We start from the raw sequence: 2,848 nt of genomic DNA on the forward strand, positions 1-2,848 counted from the left end.
ACCGGGCGGCCCGCCGCGCTGAGTCGCGCGGGGGCGTGCAGCCGGTCGCCGGTCGGTGTGGCCGGGTGTGGTGCCGTCGGGGGTTTCATGCCAGGGCTTCCGCGACCTCGTCCACCGTCAGCCATCGCTCCGGCGCCAGGATCTTCGCCACCTGCGGGGCGAACGCCGGCGAGGCGATGATGACCTCCTTCGTCGGGCCGTCCGCGACGATCTCGCCCTCGGCCATGACCACCACGCGGGTGGCCACCGTGGCCACGAACTCGACGTCGTGGGTGGCCAGCAGCACCGCGTGGTCCTGCGAGGCCAGCTCTCGCAGGACCGCCGCGAAGCGCCGTTTCGCGTGGTAGTCCAGGCCGCGGGTGGGCTCGTCCAGCAGCACGACCGGGGGTGCCGCGGCCAGCTGGACCGCCAGCACCAGGGCCAGGCGCTGCCCCTCCGAGAGGTCGCCGGGGTGCGCTTCGCCGGCGATTCCCGGGGACAGGCGGTCCAGCAGCTCACGCGTCGTTCCCGCTGCCACCCGCGACTCGGTGTCCGCCTGTGCGCACTCGGCGGCCACCGAATCGAGGTACAGCAGGTCCGCCGGTGTCTGCGGGACCAGCCCCACGCGCTGACGGGCCGCTCGTGGCTTGAGCGACGCGGGATCCGCGCCTCCGACGTCGACCTTCCCCGCCGACCTCGGGCCGCTGCCCTGCACCGCCCAGAGAAGCGACGACTTGCCGGAGCCGTTGCGTCCCATCAGCGCGATCACTTCCCCGGGCCCGGCACGCAGGTCCACCCCGCGCACCGCCGAGACATCTCCGTAGCGGACCACCACCCCTCTCACGTCCAGTGCTTGACCGGTCACCGAGAGACTACGACCCACCACCGACAATTTCTGCAGCCGCGAGCGCAGCGGCCCCGCGAGACGCCGTGCGTCCCGGACCGACAACGGCAGTGGTGACCAGCCCGCGAGCCGCCCCAGCTCGGCGATCGGGGGTGCGATCGAGGACGTCGCGAGGATCTCCGCGGGCGGCCCGGACCGCACCGAGCCGTCACCTGGCAGGTACAGCAGGCGGTCCGCGTACTGCGCGACACGCTCCATCCGGTGCTCCGCCACGACCACCGTCGTCCCCAGGTCGTGCACCAGGCGGGTGATCGCCGCGAGCACGTCCTCGGCCGCGGTCGGGTCCAGCGCCGACGTCGGCTCGTCGAGCACGACGACGGACGGGTGGGCCGTCAGCACCGAGCCGATCGCGACGCGCTGCTGCTGGCCGCCCGAGAGCGTCCGAAGTGGACGGTTGCGCAGGTCCGCGATGCCCAGCAGGTCCAGGGTTTCCTCGACCCGCTTGCGCATGACGTCCGGCGGCACCGCCAGCTGCTCCATCGCGTACGCGAGCTCCTCCTCGACGGTGTCCGTCACGAATCCCGCCAAGGGGTCCTGCCCGACGACGCCGACGACCGAGGCCAGCTCGCGAGGGGGATACGCCGAAGTGTCCAGCCCGGCCACCAGCACCCGGCCCGCCATGCGGCCGCCGGTGAAGTGCGGGACGAGCCCGTTCAACGCGCCGAGCAACGTCGATTTCCCCGCCCCGGTCGGCCCCGCGACCAGGCACAGCTCGCCTTCCTCGACCTCCAGCGTCACGTCGGAAAGCACCGGGCGCGAGGCGTCCGGGTAGGTCACCGTGACCCGCGAGAACTCGATCACCGGACGACCTCCGACAACGACGGCGGCGGGGGCGCGACGACCGCCGGCAGCACCGCGACCAGCACGGACAACGCGTGCACCCAGGAAACCTCCGGCCAGCGCAGCGGGCTCAGCGAGGGGAACAACCGGCCGGGGTCGATCCTCGCGGTGGCGAACAGCAGCGCGCACGCCCCGACGCCGGACGCGACGACCAGCGTCTCCGGCCACCGCCACGGGTCCGGCCGGTACACCGTCCGCCGGACGCGCCGCCCGCCGAGGACGAACCCCACGACCGCCACCACCAGGCCCGCGGCCAGCAGCGGGATCCCGAGCCACGACGACGTCCCGTCGAGCACGCCGTAGACGCCGACGCAGACGCCGGCCAAGCCGGCCAGGACGCAGGTGGCGATCAGCGCCCGCAGGCCAGGACTCAGGTACGCCCGGCGCCCGTAGCCCCGGGAGTCCATCGCGGCCGCCAGCCGCAGCGAGCGGTCCATCGCGTCCTCCAGCACCGGCACCACGATGCCCTTGACCGCCCGCGGCCCGCGAGTCCGGCCCGCCCGCAGCCGCCGCGCGCGCCGGACGCGTTGCACGCTTTCGACGAGCTGGGGTGCGACCGACAGCGCCACCGTCACGGCCGTGCCCACCTCGTACAGCGCGCCCGGGACCGCCTTGAGCAGCCGTTTCGGGTTCGCCAACGCGTTCGCCGCGCCGACGCAGACCACCATCGTGGCCAGCCGCAGGCCGTCGTAGAAGCCGCCGAGCAGCTCCTCCGCCGACGTCGGCCCGAGCAGGGACAGCCCGGCGGCGAGCGGGATCCGCGGCAGCGAGAACAGCACGTGCCCGCCGTCGTCGCCGCCGACCAGGATCCGGAACACCACGCGCGAGGCGACGATCACGGCGCCGGCGTACGCGTAGAGCCGGAACGCCAGCGCCCAGGGCGCGTCACTCCGCCGGTTCGCGACGACGAATCCGGCGACGGCGATGATCAGGCCGAGCAGCAGCGGGTTCGTCGTGCGGCTCGCCGCGACGGCCAGCGCGAGCGCCCACGCCCACCAGGCGCCGGGGTGCAGCGCCCTACTGCGCACGCCGGCGACGGGCGACGACGATCGCGGCGCCGCCGACCACCACGATCACGACCGCGCCGATCACCAGTCCCCACGGGAACGAACTGCCCTGCTCGGC

Annotated in this window: 2 protein-coding genes; both read right to left on the reverse strand. The window is 74.1% G+C overall.

The window, feature by feature from the left end; genetic code table 11:
• Window positions 1-85: 85 nt before the first annotated feature.
• Window positions 86-1,684 (reverse strand): ABC transporter ATP-binding protein, encoded by a 1,599-nt coding sequence (locus G3I65_RS21825; protein WP_160697758.1) that lies wholly within the window; start codon window positions 1,682-1,684, stop codon window positions 86-88.
• Window positions 1,681-2,751: a CbiQ family ECF transporter T component gene (locus G3I65_RS21830; RefSeq protein WP_163046731.1), complete on the reverse strand. Its 1,071-nt coding sequence runs from the start codon at window positions 2,749-2,751 to the stop codon at window positions 1,681-1,683. Before G3I65_RS21830 ends, G3I65_RS21825 begins: the two co-directional genes overlap by 4 nt.
• Window positions 2,752-2,848: the final 97 nt, after the last annotated feature.

Origin of the sequence: Amycolatopsis sp. SID8362 (assembly GCF_010550475.1) — a bacterium.
In the GTDB taxonomy this organism is placed as follows: domain Bacteria; phylum Actinomycetota; class Actinomycetes; order Mycobacteriales; family Pseudonocardiaceae; genus Amycolatopsis; species Amycolatopsis eburnea.